Origin of the sequence: Citrobacter sp. Cpa228, assembly GCF_030333085.1 — a bacterium.
Classification (GTDB): domain Bacteria; phylum Pseudomonadota; class Gammaproteobacteria; order Enterobacterales; family Enterobacteriaceae; genus Citrobacter; species Citrobacter pasteurii.
The window spans coordinates 100,157-113,700 of record NZ_JAOWGQ010000054.1; the positions used below are offsets into that span (position 1 = coordinate 100,157).

10 protein-coding genes are annotated in these 13,544 nt (G+C 49.6%); 6 read left to right on the plus strand and 4 right to left on the minus strand.

Annotated features, from left to right (window positions below):
• Nucleotides 1-69 precede the first annotated feature (69 nt).
• On the minus strand, nt 70-2,217 hold the full coding sequence (gene fdhF / locus OGX91_RS18100) for a formate dehydrogenase subunit alpha (protein ID WP_082031702.1): 2,148 nt from the start codon (nt 2,215-2,217) through the stop codon (nt 70-72).
• 288 nt (nt 2,218-2,505) lie between these two features.
• On the opposite strand from fdhF, the gene OGX91_RS18105 reads away from it, so the two are divergent.
• Nucleotides 2,506-3,237 (plus strand): response regulator, encoded by a 732-nt coding sequence (locus OGX91_RS18105; RefSeq protein ID WP_005132562.1) that lies wholly within the window; start codon nt 2,506-2,508, stop codon nt 3,235-3,237.
• An 87-nt stretch (nt 3,238-3,324) separates the two neighbouring features.
• Here the strand turns inward: OGX91_RS18105 and OGX91_RS18110 are convergent, their stop codons facing one another.
• Genes OGX91_RS18110 through OGX91_RS18120 form a run of 3 tightly spaced genes read right to left on the minus strand, consistent with a single transcriptional unit; the run spans nt 3,325 to nt 5,884 of the window.
• Nucleotides 3,325-4,329, minus strand: coding sequence for a carbohydrate kinase family protein (locus OGX91_RS18110; protein WP_149691944.1), 1,005 nt, complete (start codon nt 4,327-4,329; stop codon nt 3,325-3,327).
• Nucleotides 4,326-5,186, minus strand: a complete 861-nt coding sequence (locus OGX91_RS18115) for a ketose 1,6-bisphosphate aldolase (protein ID WP_286627099.1) — start codon at nt 5,184-5,186, stop codon at nt 4,326-4,328. Before OGX91_RS18115 ends, OGX91_RS18110 begins: the two co-directional genes overlap by 4 nt.
• A gap of 14 nt (nt 5,187-5,200) precedes the next feature.
• Nucleotides 5,201-5,884 carry a D-lyxose/D-mannose isomerase gene (locus tag OGX91_RS18120; RefSeq protein WP_005132558.1) on the minus strand — a complete coding sequence of 228 codons (684 nt, stop codon included), beginning with the start codon at nt 5,882-5,884 and terminating at the stop codon, nt 5,201-5,203.
• Between the two features lie 550 nt (nt 5,885-6,434).
• Between OGX91_RS18120 and OGX91_RS18125 the strand changes: the two genes are divergently transcribed.
• From OGX91_RS18125 to OGX91_RS18145, 5 genes are read left to right on the plus strand one after another with little or no spacing between them, the layout of a single operon-like run.
• Nucleotides 6,435-8,975: a type VI secretion system Vgr family protein gene (locus OGX91_RS18125; RefSeq protein WP_286627100.1), complete on the plus strand. Its 2,541-nt coding sequence runs from the start codon at nt 6,435-6,437 to the stop codon at nt 8,973-8,975.
• Entirely contained in the window at nt 8,968-11,064 is a 2,097-nt protein-coding gene (locus tag OGX91_RS18130; RefSeq protein ID WP_286627102.1) for a T6SS effector phospholipase Tle3 domain-containing protein, read from the plus strand. Before OGX91_RS18125 ends, OGX91_RS18130 begins: the two co-directional genes overlap by 8 nt.
• Before the next feature lie 9 nt (nt 11,065-11,073).
• Nucleotides 11,074-11,859: a T6SS immunity protein Tli3 family protein gene (locus tag OGX91_RS18135; RefSeq protein WP_286627104.1), complete on the plus strand. Its 786-nt coding sequence runs from the start codon at nt 11,074-11,076 to the stop codon at nt 11,857-11,859.
• A gap of 1 nt (nt 11,860) precedes the next feature.
• Nucleotides 11,861-12,121 (plus strand): PAAR domain-containing protein, encoded by a 261-nt coding sequence (locus OGX91_RS18140; protein ID WP_199947635.1) that lies wholly within the window; start codon nt 11,861-11,863, stop codon nt 12,119-12,121.
• A complete protein-coding gene (locus OGX91_RS18145; RefSeq protein WP_286627107.1) occupies nt 12,118-13,524 on the plus strand; it encodes a KPHS_23130 family T6SS system protein in 1,407 nt (468 codons plus the stop codon). The genes OGX91_RS18140 and OGX91_RS18145 overlap by 4 nt, the downstream gene beginning before the upstream one ends.
• Nucleotides 13,525-13,544: the final 20 nt, after the last annotated feature.

A 13,544-nucleotide genomic window follows, 5' to 3' on the forward strand; every position in this document is an offset into this window, starting at 1 on the left:
TAAAGAGATCGTATGGATAAAAAAACAGCCTCCGGGCGGAGGCTGTTGCAGAACAGGTACGAAAATGGACTAACCCATCGCGCTTTCGCGCAGGCTGGCTTTCAGCTTGGTGTACTCATCAATCACATACTGTTCGGCGGCGCGCTGATCGGCAATGCGTTCAACGTTAACGGCACAGTACTTGTACTCCGGCGTTTTGGTAATCGGGCTTAAGTTCTCGGTTACCAGTTCATTACATGCGCCAATCCACCACTGGTAGGTCATGTAAATTGCGCCTTTGTTTGGACGATCGCTGACTGCCGCACGGGTAATGACCCGACCTTTACGCGAGTTCACCCACACCAGCTCTTCATCCTGGATACCCAGGCGTTCTGCGTCGGCGGTGTTGATCTGGGCATAGCCCGGTTCATCCGCCAGCGCGGCCAACGCCGCACAGTTACCGGTCATCGAACGGCAAGAGTAGTGGCCGACTTCACGCACCGTAGACAGTACCATTGGGTACTCTGGGGTGAGTTTGTCGATTGGCGCTACCCAGTCGCAGGTGAAGAACTGCGCCAGGCCGTTCGGGGTGTCGAACTTCTCTTTGAAAAGGTAAGACGTACCCTGGTCGGCTTCTGAGGTGTCGCGGCAAGGCCATTGGATATAACCCAGTTCACCCATCTTCTCGTAAGTGGCACCGTAGAAATCCGGGCACAGATGACGCAACTCGTCCCAGATTTCCTGGGTGTTGTTGTAGTGCATCGGATAGCCCATACGGGTGGCGATTTCACTGATAATCTGCCAGTCCGTTTTCAGATCCCACTTCGGCTCAACGGCTTTAAAGAAGCGCTGGAAGCCACGGTCAGCCGCGGAGAAGACGCCTTCATGCTCGCCCCATGACGTAGACGGTAAAATAACGTCTGCGGCAGCGGCGGTTTTGGTCATGAAGATATCCTGCACGATGACCAGTTCCAGATCCTCAAAGCCTTTGCGCACTGCGGAGAGTTCAGCGTCGGTCTGTAATGGATCTTCACCCATAATGTAGGCCGCACGAACTTCGCCATGGGCCGCACGGTGCGGCAGCTCGCTGATGCGATAGCCGGTATGTGCAGGCAGGCTTTCCACGCCCCAGGCTTTGGCGAATTTCTCGCGGTTAGCCGGATCTTTCACGTACTGATAGCCCGGATAGGTATCCGGCAGCGCGCCCATATCACATGCGCCCTGAACGTTGTTCTGGCCACGAACCGGGTTAACACCGACGCTTGGCTTACCGAGGTTACCGGTCAGCATTGCGAGGCTGGTCAGTGAACGCACGGTTTCCACGCCCTGATAAAACTGGGTAACACCCATGCCCCACAGGATGGCCGCGCTTTTCGCCGAAGCATACATACGTGCAGCCTGACGGATATCCTGCGCGCTAACGCCAGTAATATCTTCGACGGACTCCGGCGTGTAGCCTTCGACAATTTTGCTGTACTCTTCGAAGCCTTCCGTACGCGAGGCGACGAACGCCTGGTCGTACAGTTTTTCTTCGATGATGACGTGACCCATAGCGTTAAGCAGCGCGATATTCGAGCCGTTTTTCAACGCGATGTGCATGTCGGCAATACGCGCGGTTTCAATTTTGCGCGGATCGCAGACGATGATTTTCGCCCCGTTACGTTTAGCGTTAATCACGTGATTCGCCACGATAGGGTGGGAATCCGCCGGGTTATACCCGAAGATGAACACTAAATCTGTGTTATCAATTTCATTGATAGCATTACTCATTGCGCCGTTACCGACCGATTGGTGCAGACCTGCAACCGATGGGCCGTGTCAGACGCGAGCGCAGCAGTCGACGTTATTGGTACCAATAACGGCGCGCGCGAATTTTTGCATTACATAGTTGGTTTCGTTACCCGTACCGCGAGATGAACCGGTCGTCTGAATGGCGTCCGGGCCATACTTCGCTTTGATGGCGCTCAGACGAGTGGCGACGTAATCAAGCGCTTCATCCCAGGAAACGGATTCCAGTTTGCCGCCACGCTGGCGACGGATCATGGGGGTTTTCAGGCGAGGGGTTAGGATCTGGGTATCATTGATAAAATCCCAGCCATAGTAGCCCTTCAGACACAGGGTACCCTGGTTGGTTTTCCCCTGCGCCGCTTCAGCCCGGACGATTTTGCCGTTATCGACCACCAGGTTGATTTTGCAACCTGATGCGCAATATGGGCAAACCGTGACGACTTTTTTCATCGGTCTCGCTCCAGTTAATCAAATCGCGCATACGCGCTTGTCGTTTTCGTTATGCATCTTTTATGCCATGTTTTTATCAGGGGCATCAGCCGATAATACGGGTGAAATTTGCGCAAAACCCTGACGAAAAACAGGCTGTCGTCATATTTGACGTGACGAATCTCCAGTACGTGACGCCCCGGCAGTGTGACCGAGGTTATGTTTCCCACACGTCCTTGTGCCTTATCGCTGTCACTCTGTGCAGAATCAATCACACTCATTTAAGTTGGCCAGAAATGGGGAGGAACGATGAAGCCAGCCATACTGGTTGTGGATGATGACGAGGCAATCTGCACACTGCTCCAGGATGTGCTGAGTGAACACGTCTTTGCGGTGACCGCCTGTCACACCGGGCAGGATGCGCTGCGCTGCATTGATGCTCAGCCGGATATCGCGCTGGTATTGCTGGACATGATGTTGCCCGATATTAATGGCCTGATGGTGCTGCAGCAGGTGCAAAAAATAAGGCCGGGATTGCCGGTGGTGATGCTGACAGGGTTAGGTAGTGAATCGGATGTGGTTGTGGGGCTGGAAATGGGCGCTGACGATTACATCGGTAAACCGTTCAATGCCCGGGTGCTGGTGGCGCGGGTAAAAGCCGTGCTCAGACGTGTCGGTGTGTTAACACCCGAAAGCAGCGGCCCACAAACTACGGGGTTATCCTTTAATGGCTGGCATCTGGACACCGCAGGTTGTCAGTTACGTAATCCTCAGCAATTGAAGGTGGATCTGACGCAGGGTGAATACAGTCTCCTGTTGGCGCTGGCGCAAAATGCCCGTCGGGTACTCAGCCGTGAGCAATTGCTGGAGTTGACGCGCAGCGACAGCGTTGAGGTGTTTGACCGCACCATTGATGTGTTAATCATGCGCTTGCGGCGAAAAATAGAGATTAACCCGCACCAACCGATGTTGATCAAAACCCTGCGCGGGCTGGGCTATGTATTCGCCGCCGACGTGCAGCATCACGATAAGGCGGCGTGATCGTGTGCAGTTGCCGGATGCGGCGTAAACGCCTTATCCGGCCTACAAAAGCGATAACGACCTCGTAGGCCTGATAAGCGCAGCGCATCAGGCGTCAGCCATTGCGGCCTTTAACTCTGCCAGCGTTTTCGCGCCGTCTATCGCATTGGCGCACAACAAACTGGCTCGCGCACAGGCGTGTGCCAGCCTGATACTGTCCGCCAGCGACCAGCACTCGTGGCAGCCATACAAAAATCCGGCGCAAAACGCATCTCCTGCCCCGACGCTGCCGACGATCTCCTCCTGCGCCAGATATTGTGACGGGACCCAGGCGCCAGCCTGATCCGGACTTTCCCCCCATGCGCCTTCCGGACAGTGGATCACCACCCGCTGGCGCACACCCGCATCCAGCAGTTCACGGGCGGCGGTAGCGATGTGCGGGATATGCAACTCGCCGTTGGGCTGGCGGATTTCCAGCCCGCTGAATTCCCCGGCTTCCAGTTCATTGATCACCAGATAGTCGAGATGGCGCAGCGCGGGCATCACCAGCGGCTGGTAGCGTGGATCGCCTTTACGTGAAACCAGATCCAGCGACGTTTCAAAGCCATTTTCACGCATTTGTGCCAGTAGTCGTGCGCTTCGCGTGCCGTACTCTTCATCTGGCATGTCCAGGCTGTCGAGCAGCAGCAGATAGCCCAGATGGAAGATTTTCATCGAAGTATCCAGTTGCTCAAAAGCGGGCAGATCCAGCAGCCGATTAGCGCCGGGCGAATGAAAAAATGTGCGCTGACCGCTCGGGTCGGTCATCACCTGCGACATTGATGTAGGGGCTGATGTTGTGCGCTGAACATGCTGGCGATTAACGTGATACTGTTCCAGCATCGCCATGATGTAATCGCCATCGCTGTCCTTGCCAATTAAGCCCACCGCCTGCAGCGGCAGTCCGGTGTGCATTTTTGCCAGCGTTAGCAGCACGTTCAGCGGCGCACCGCCGGTGGCGCGTTCGCTACGGGTGATCTCCGCCAGCCAGCCACGCTCCGGCCACTGCACAATCTGATGTACATGATCGACCAGCATGTTGCCTGCGGCGATAATGCCTTTACGTTCCATCAGATTTGCCCCGCGCTGCCAAAAATACGCATCTGTTCTGAAACGGTATCGGTAATGGCTTCCTCAATGCCGAGCAGCAGTTCGGCGAATTCGTCGTACAGCGGCTGACGATTCGCCATCCGCGCCTCCACTGCCGACAGCGCCGCCTGCGACATGCCGGTATAGAAGTTGATTTTGTGAATGCCAAGCTCGATTGCCCGACGGAAATCGTCGTCGCTGATCCCGGAACCGCCGTGAAGTACCAGCGGGATCGCCGCCTGCTGGCGAATGGCGTCCAGACGCGGGAAGTCAAGTTTGGGTTCGCCTTTATATTTGCCGTGCGCATTGCCAATGGCGACAGCCAGCGCGTCAATCCCGGTTCTGTCGACGAAATCACGCGCCATCATCGGGTCGGTAAATAGCGACTCGTCGGCATGACCGTACAGCGCACCGCCCTCATCACCGCCCACAGCGCCCAGTTCTGCCTCCACCGATACGCCGACGGCGTGGCACATCTTCACCACTTCGCGGGTTTGACGGATATTATCTTCATACTCCAGCGTGGATCCATCGAATATCACTGAACTGAAACCTAAGCGTAGCGCCCGCACCACCGACTCAAAGTGCAGGCCGTGATCAAGGTTCAGCACCACTGGAATGTCATGCCGCGCAGCTTCGAACTTGACTGCTTCGACCAGAGAATCCAGCGAGATATATTTAAAATGCACTTCGGCGATATTGATGATAAACGGCGAACGTTCCTGCTTTGCCGCGGCAAATAGCGCACGCAGAAAGTGTGAGTCCAGAACGTTAAATGCCCCTAAGGCATAGCGGTGCTCGCGGGCATGGGCAAGCCCATCGGCGAGAGAGATCAACGGCATAATGCGCTCCTTGGTTAGCGGAACAGGCGATATTCGTTGCACAGCACTAGCAGCGCCGGTTCGTCTTCTTCAATGTCGTTGTAGCGGGAAATCGGTTGCAGAAAATGGTTGTCGTGGTCGTCGTCATTAACAGAAGAGACCTCGCCAACCAGTACGTCGCCAAAACCTTTTTCCGCCCAGAAGCTGTGATACAGGCCCGGCGGCAGGCAGATGCTCTCACCCGGTGTCAGGCGTAGTTGGCTGCCCGCGGCATGGGTTTGTCGGCAGCCATCAATGACCACATTAACGTCGCTGTCCTCCGTTTGTTCCCTGATACCGGCGTTCCACAGTTCGACAATCAGATTGCCGCCACCGCGATTGATGATGTCTTCACGCTTGCGCCAGTGAAAATGCATCGGCGTAACCTGGGCATCGCGAACATGCATGATTTTCTCGGCGTAGCATTTCTCGTATGGCATACCTTTTGGCGAGCCGTTGCGCAGGGTGAATAGCGTTAAGCCCTGAGCGGCGAAATTGTTGCCGCCAAATGCGGTGACATCCCAACCCAATTTGAGGTCAAAGACTTCGCTCCAGGCGGAAGCATCAAGTTTTCGCCATTGCGTAGGTGGGAAACTGGCGAAAGGGGGAAGGTGCACGTCGTGCAGGGAAAAAAACTGGCGTGTGTGGCCAAGGATTTCGTTTATTGCGGAGCGTTTCATTGATTCTCCTGTGGCTGATAAGATGACCTTTATGCGGCCCTCTCTCAAAGGAGGAGGGCGAAAATCAAAAGCTTTCCCATAGATCAAATGGGACACCATCCGGTTACCTCTCCCTCACAGCAGAACAGGGAATAGTTATATTTTATTGTGTTTTTTTAAGAGAGGATGTGATTCATTCAATAAAATAATAAATAAACAGGATTTTTCTATAAATGTTATTGTAAATCATTAACTTAATAATTTATTTTTTTTGGCGTTTCTCAGTTTTTGGAACCATTTGGATTTGTCTGCTGGATTGTTGCCTTACCATGAAAAAAACGAATGCTGCACTATATAAACCGTTTTGTTAAAAAACGATGCTATTGAATATAAAATCGCACCAGTTAACCGTTTATTTATATGTCAGGGTTATATTACATGTTTAATTAATGATAATTAACTCACTTTCCAGATTTGTTTTTAGTAAAAAATATCCCTTTTTTATTATTATTGATATGCTGACTGGACTTTATTTCTTATGTGTTACTTTCTTTTGGTAAGGGATGCAATAATGAAAAAAGGTTCAGGATTCTATAATCTGGAAGGTATAGTTTCAGATGATAGTATAAATAAATACTTATTAACCCTCAGGGGGACGGTCAGTTTAGGTGTGCTTGATGTTGAATCAATCGACGGAAATGAAAATTTAAGTAAACCATATAGTTATAAAATCACATTCACCTCTAAGCTTAAAGATATCCCTCCTGAATCACTTCTTAATATTGAAGCCTCGCTACAAATCAGAGCCCCTAATAATAAATGGAGTAAATATATCCAGGATTCTGCTATGTGGATCAATGAGCGGCAAATAGAAGGGATGATCACATCATGTTCACTTATTAGCACTTCAGCGGACGAATCACTGTACGAAATCAGGCTGGAGCATAAGCTTGCATTACTCTCTCGACGCAAGCGATCGGCTATTTACCTGAACATAAATGTGCCGAATTTGGTCACGCAGCTCCTCAAAGAACATGCTTTTGCCGATTATGAAATCGACTTTGATAATCTTGTTTGTATGTATCCCAACCGGGAAATGATCGTCCAGTGGGAGGAATCAGATTTAGCGTTTATCAGCCGCATCCTGTCAGAAGTTGGGATCTGGTTCAGAATTGAAAATCATCATGCCGTTCCGCACATTATGGTGCTTATCTTCAGTGATTCACAAAGCCGGTATATCTTCGATCAAAAGATTATGCATGCATCTCATGCGGGTCTGACAGCAAATGATTATTCGATCGATAAGCTGGTATCCAAGCACAACGTTGTTTCCGCAGCCGTTAAAGTAAAGAACTTTGACTACCGGCTTGCCAATTCGCTAATACTCAATGCTGATGCCGAGGAAGCTGAACAGACGTCGACGACGTATGGAATGGATTATCGTTATGCGGATATTCATCACCAGCCGGGATCGAAATTTGCGGAGGAACAACCGGGCGAATCGAGCTGGTTCTACGCCAAACTGCATCACGAAATTATTCTTAATAATCAGTCCGTTTTAAGCGGCGTGACCACCAGTCCGTCGATCGTGCCAGGTATGGTGCTTAACATCGACGGTACCATTCCGCAGGCGTTCACTTCGGGCTTTGTGGTAACGGCAATGCGAGTGACGGGCAGGCGTGATGCAGCCCTGCAATCCCAACTGTTCGGTATTCCTTACAATGAGCGCGTTTGCTTTCGACCGCAGCCGCTACCCCGACCGCGTATCGCGGGTACGGTTCCGGCAATTGTTTCATCCCGAATAGACAATGACCAATATGCCCACATCGATCTGCAGGGGCGCTATTGGGTGAAGTTTGATTTTGACCTCGACCAGCACAGGCAAGGCTATGAAAGTATGCCCGTTCGTCTGGCGCGAGTTTATGCCGGCGATACTTATGGTCATCACTTTCCACTCATTCAGGGTGCGGAGGTCGCCATTGCGTTTGAAGGTGGCGATCCGGAAAGACCTTTCATTGCTCATGCGCTGCATCATGCGCCAAAGCCGGATCCCGTCACCAGCCGCAACAATACCCGCAACGTCATCCGCACTGCGGGTCTCAATAAGCTGCGGATGGAAGACCGACGCGGGCAGGAACACGTCAAGCTGAGTACCGAGTACGCTAAAACCCAGCTGAACATGGGACATCTTGTTGATGCGGGTGGTAAGCCGCGCGGTGAAGGTGCAGAACTGCGCACCGATGATCGGGCTGTTTTGAGAGCCGCAAAGGGAATATTGCTGACGACAGAGGCGCAGCCAAAAGCCCAGGGTCAGCAGCTCGACATGAACGCAGTCGTTCAACAGCTACAGGCTGCCCTTGTGCTGGCAACTTCTCTTCAGCAAAGCGCCCTGACGGCGCAAGCGTTAAACGTTGAAATGGAGCAACAGCAGCAGCTTAACGCTGCGCTTCAACAGCTCACCCGCTCGGGGCTGGTGGCCTATGCCGATCACGGTATGGCTCTGCTCACACCGGAAACCATGGCGCTGTCGGCAAACAAAGATCTGTCGCTGAACGCGGCCAATAACGGCAGTTTTAACGTTTTTAAGAAACTCTCCATGGCAGTCGGGCAGGGGTTATCGCTTTTCAGCAGAGCGATCGGGATCAAAATTATCGCCGCAAAAGATGATATTTCCGTCCAGGCGCAGCGCGGGGAAATGGGTCTGCTTTCCGATCAGCATTTTCATATTCAAAGTATGAACGGCAACGTAACCATCAGCGCCAAAAAGAATATTCAGTTGCTGTGTGGAGGGGGCGGTATTCGAATAAATGAAGATGGCTCAGTAAAAATATTCTCTCCCGCCAAAGTGCAGCTCAAAGGCACCACCCTTGACTGGAGCGGGCCGGAATCCGTTAAAGATAAATCCCCCGTTTTTCAGGAAGACCAGTTTCACCGCCGAATTAAATTACATGGTTATGGAAATACGGACGATGTTCTGAAAAAGACAAAATTCAGACTGACTAAGGCCTCCGGTGAAATCATTGAAGGTGTTACCGACGATGAAGGCATGACGCCGTTACTGGATATGACGGAAATGGATGAAATGAAAATGGAGATTTTGCCAAATGAGTAACAGTCCCTTTAATCCGCGGGTCGTGGCGACAGGTGTACAAGGCGTGCCTAAATCCACCGGCGGAAAAATGGCCGTCTGCGAAGTGGCGGTTAAAAACCCTATGCCCTGTATTGTGATCCTTGTTCATGGCGTCAACGATGTGGGCGAGGCGTATCAAAATCAGGAGCAGGGGATTATTGCCGGCCTGAATGAACGTATGGGCCGCACGGATATGTATCCGCATGAATGGCATCAGTACAAAATGGATATGGGGGATGGCGAGCAGCAGCAGGTGAAAATGCCCGGGCGCAGTCCGGTGATCCCATTTTACTGGGGATATAAACCCGTCGATCATGCAACGTATATTGACGATCAGCGGCGTTACCGCGATGAGCGGGCTAAATCAGGAGACGCCGCAAAGCTGCCTTATAACGCCTACCAGGAAGATGACAACGCAACGCTGGCAAAGTTAGGACACATTCCTCAAACCACGTTGAAATTTCAGAATGATAATTTCGGCAACGTGTTGGACGATGTGTACGCCAAAGGCGGGGGGACCTTTGCCAATGCGACAACCACTATTCCGGATATGCTAGGCCCTGGCTCCGGCGGCCCTGCGAACGCTACGGCAGGATTTGCTTCATTTCATCTGAATGGCGGGGATTTTACGCATCCTATTTATGATAACCCGCACCGAATTTATCAGTTTTTTGCCGCGCAGCGGCTGGCCGATTTAATCCTGATGATTCGAAGAGAACCGGCAACAAAATTCGATCCCATTAATATTATTGCGCACTCCCAGGGAACGATTATTACCATGCTCGCCAATATGCTGGTCAAAGCAGCAGGTGCCGATCCTGCCGATTGTGTGATCCTCAACCATTCTCCCTACGCCCTGGAAAAAACGGCTGCTGAAGGTATGACGCCCGGACATCACCAGACGGATCGCGCCCGCCAGCAGACGTTTAAAAATTTCTGTCATTTGATGGCGACAAACGGCAGATATGGCAAGGGGGAATATCACACGCAGGCCGAGATTGATGAATTAGAAGGCGCAATTTGTCTGAGTAAAACCAATTCTCAATGGCGCAAGAATAAACTTTATACCCGTAATAACTTTGGCAAGGTATATAACTATTTTTGCCCTAATGACAGCGTGGTTTCATTACTTAACGTGCAGGGTTTGGGCTGGCGGGGAGTCCCCCATGACATTGCCAGCGGTATAGACAATCTGCGCCAGCGGGTTTTCTGCGAAAATGGTCCGGAAATAGGCGGCAGCCCACTGAGCGTGCCTTTTGAAATGCCGGCGTTAAAAAAGGATTGTTTTGATCAGGATACGCTGGCGACCAGACAATATACGTTTGCGGATGTTGTTGTGAATGGTGAGCAGCTCCCCGTCACCTTCAGACACCAGTTACAGGGCGCGGGAAGTCAGTATAAATATTCGATAGTACCGGGTTCACCCGATCAGGACATCTCATTTTCGGCAAAAGCCACGGTTATTGCGCGCACTGAGACAGATTTCAAAAATCTCAGCGGCGCAGGTTTCGATTATTTACAGCCGGGGCAGGAATTAACGCCCGCAGAACTCGCGATGTTCGCCAAAAAATATGCTAAGCCTTATACCAAAGGCGTTGTCCTGGGCGGGGGATACAATAAGACCGTGCAGCTTATTTATGAAAAAACGCCGGATGAGCTGGAAAAAGAATGGATGAAATCAGAGCAGGTTGGTTACAGCCAGCATTCCTCTATTGTTATGTCGAAAGATGCCCCCGCGAAAGCGATGGCCTTCGATCTGGCGGTGGGGATATGCGGGGCATTTGATTACGAAAATGGTGAGTTCTGGGTAAAACTGCTTCGCCGTGGGGACTGGCGTATGAAGCTTAATGGTCTGCCAAGGACTGTTGATTATTATAATACTGGAAAGTTAAGCAAAGACCGTACGAAAGATTTCATGAACAGGCCGGATGATATTTTACCAAAGGGTCAATTTGGTGTGGTTAACGAATATTGTCATTCAACAACGGTTCAACCTGCCAGACATAATGAAATATACAATACCGAGACTCCCAATCTGCAATGGGATATGCCCAAACCGCTTAACGTTTAAGGATGAATTATGAATAAGGGAAGTGCGTTAAAAATAATAATCGGAGCAGTCTTGCTATGCGCTATGGCTGCCTGTACAAAAAAAATACCCACACAGGTCATTTATCGCTATGATGATAACCGATATCTGGAACTAAAGGGCTTCGATTGCGAGGGGGCACTCTGGTATCATGATACCAGGAGGAATATACATAAAGAATTAGTAAATGGCGTTTATTCAACGTATCAGATCTTTTCCGGTGTATATATTCACCCATCAGATGAGTATATTCTGATACCACGATGGGAGCCAGATGCTTACAAGATATCTAAAGATTACGGACAAACGTGGCAGGTAGCAGACTATATGGCCTCTTCCCGGGCGCTGGAAAGAAACTCCGATGGGGTTATGCGTGACTATCCGGAAGGAAAAGAAATAAAAAGAGTGGTGGTGGTCAATAACCAGGCGTTTATTACCACCTCGAAAAATCATTTGTATATGAGTTCATACCCTTTTGACGACCCGCGTTTAAAGCCGGGTGGTCCGGGTATCGATTATCAATACTTCGATGATACCGACTATCTCTCTATATATACAGACGGAAAGAAAAAATCTAAAGGAAAATATTATTATGGTCATACCCGTCCTGAATCTCCAGGTGCTGACTGGGGAACAGTGGTGTTTATGAAAGCATCCCTGGCCCATTTAACGGAGGGATATAAGGCCAACTATCAAAACCTGCCGGACAAAGAACCAGAAGTGGTGGGCTATAAGGGCTGGACCCGGATGTACTGCGATATGGATGCGGGAAAATAATATGAAAGGTGTAATCAGACTAAATGACCTGCTGGAAAACGGTGGATATGTGAACAAAGCTTCTGGCAGCAAGTTTATGGGAATTCCTGTCGCTTTAATGGGGGATACTGTTTTTTGTATTGCGCATAAAGGGACCTTTCCCATACTTGATTTTGAACCAACCTGGACAATGGACGGTAGAGGCGTTGTTGTGGATGGGTGTAGGGCTGCATGCGGTTGTGCAATAAAAACCACACTGCCAACGGCGGGGACAAGCAAATGAATAAATGGAAGAGACCAAACAAGAATCCGTATCCAGAACCAGAAAAATTCCCGCTTAATATTGTGCTGTTCATTAGCTGTGCAATATCTCTGTTTTTTATAACGTACAATATATTCAGCTGGTTGCAGGACAAGAAGGTTCCTGATGATCTGATATGGAATGCAATAGGTATCCCGTCGCTAATAGTGTTAGCAATCTGGTGTGTGGTGGTAATCACTTACGGTGTTATATCTTTTCCATGTTACTATGCGGGTTATCTTGAGCAGTATGGTATGAATAGGTGGAAAAACTGGGCAATACGGGCATTGCCTCTTTTAGACTATTCATCCATTCTCCCGGTACCTGAACTGGCATTAAAAATTCAGAAACTAGAGGGTGAAGCGCCAGCAGGTTCTGCAACGCCGTTACGAATTGATATTGAAGTTGACTCAATGGATGACACCAGAGTTGATAAGGTGCTAAGGCAGTTGATAGCGCCCCTCAAATATTCTCTTGTCAGGGATTATCGGCCTTTTAATACCTGGATATATGTTAAGGGAGCGGATGACACTATCGGCAATAGTTTCAAGGTGGTGCTGGCAAGCCTGGGTATTCCCAACGATAAGGTCGGAAAAATCAATATTCTTTACGAATGTCCTGATTATTTTTTAATAAATGATTGGGTTGATTTAAATATGTCTGAAAATAGCCTTGTTATTGCAGTTGAATTGCACGATGAAAATAATTATGATTTTTTCGAAAGTGCTAATGCTTTTATTTTTACCAGTACGAAACTGCTTGAAGATAAAGACACACCTTTATATTTATTACGCATGATGGACAGTACCCCTTACTATCTTGATGAAATCGTAAGTACATATCTTTCTGCACAGCAAGTGGATGTTAGTAAGATTAAAAAACTATGGTTCAACTCACTGGATAAGCAGTCAAAATTCGTATTGTTTAGTGGAATAGAAAACGCAAAAACGAGTATTCTGGCCGATAGCCGATATGAACTGGAGGCCGTCACTGGGCAAAGCACAGAAGTTCAGCGCTGGGTTGTATTAGCGTTGGCTGCGGATGCTGCAAAATATGGTCAAGGCCATCAGTTATTCGCCAGTACATCTGCAGATACTATTCAATCCGGCATAATAGCTGCTAAATATCCAGGATCTTGTCCGGCACTTGATAAGCTGGATTTCGATGATTATTGGAGAATAATAAAATTGTGCGCAATTATTTTATGGTGTATGGGATTTGTAAGTCTCGTACCACTGGAACTGTTCCAAAGTCACCCCTGGTATACGTTTACACCTTTAGTTATTGGTATTCCGGTTATTTACACGGCGGTTATGATTTTTTCTTTTATACTGAGTCATAATATCGAGGAAGAAATGGATATTTATTACTCTCAGTATTTATGAGATAAGCGCCCTGACGGGCG

What these genes read in the sequence shown, in the direction of transcription:
- OGX91_RS18105 (WP_005132562.1), top strand. Translation starts at nt 2,506, where the DNA reads ATGAAGCCAGCCATACTGGTTGTGGATGATGACGAGGCAATCTGCACA.
- OGX91_RS18115 (WP_286627099.1), bottom strand. Translation starts at nt 5,186, where the DNA reads ATGCCGTTGATCTCTCTCGCCGATGGGCTTGCCCATGCCCGCGAGCAC.
- OGX91_RS18120 (WP_005132558.1), bottom strand. Translation starts at nt 5,884, where the DNA reads ATGAAACGCTCCGCAATAAACGAAATCCTTGGCCACACACGCCAGTTT.
- OGX91_RS18125 (WP_286627100.1), top strand. Translation starts at nt 6,435, where the DNA reads ATGAAAAAAGGTTCAGGATTCTATAATCTGGAAGGTATAGTTTCAGAT.
- OGX91_RS18130 (WP_286627102.1), top strand. Translation starts at nt 8,968, where the DNA reads ATGAGTAACAGTCCCTTTAATCCGCGGGTCGTGGCGACAGGTGTACAA.
- OGX91_RS18135 (WP_286627104.1), top strand. Translation starts at nt 11,074, where the DNA reads ATGAATAAGGGAAGTGCGTTAAAAATAATAATCGGAGCAGTCTTGCTA.
- OGX91_RS18140 (WP_199947635.1), top strand. Translation starts at nt 11,861, where the DNA reads ATGAAAGGTGTAATCAGACTAAATGACCTGCTGGAAAACGGTGGATAT.
- OGX91_RS18145 (WP_286627107.1), top strand. Translation starts at nt 12,118, where the DNA reads ATGAATAAATGGAAGAGACCAAACAAGAATCCGTATCCAGAACCAGAA.